General features: G+C 56.5%; 1 rRNA gene. It reads right to left on the bottom strand.

From position 1 onward, the window contains the following. Positions 1 to 464: ribosomal RNA gene (locus QCD69_RS22495) — 23S ribosomal RNA — on the bottom strand; the annotation flags it as partial.

Here is a 464-nt window from a genome sequence, read left to right as displayed (position 1 = left end):
AGAGGCTTTTCCTGGAAGCAGGGCATCTGTTGCTTCAGCACCGTAGTGCCTCGTCATCACGCCTCAGCCTTAAAGTGTTCCGGATTTGCCTGGAACACAAGCCTACACGCTTAAACCGGGACAACCGTCGCCCGGCCAACATAGCCTTCTCCGTCCCCCCTTCGCAGTAACACCGAGTACAGGAATATTAACCTGTTTCCCATCGACTACGCCTTTCGGCCTCGCCTTAGGGGTCGACTCACCCTGCCCCGATTAACGTTGGACAGGAACCCTTGGTCTTCCGGCGAGCGGGCTTTTCACCCGCTTTATCGTTACTTATGTCAGCATTCGCACTTCTGATACCTCCAGCAGCCCTCACAGGCCACCTTCGACGGCTTACAGAACGCTCCCCTACCCAACAACACATAGTGTCGCTGCCGCAGCTTCGGTGCATGGTTTAGCCCCGTTACATCTTCCGCGCAGGC

The sequence above is a fragment of the Erwinia sp. PsM31 genome (genome assembly GCF_030433775.1).
Taxonomy (GTDB): domain Bacteria; phylum Pseudomonadota; class Gammaproteobacteria; order Enterobacterales; family Enterobacteriaceae; genus Erwinia; species Erwinia aeris.
The sequence above is the reverse complement of the archived record's forward strand: the minus strand, read 5'-3'. Positions and strand labels throughout refer to the sequence as shown.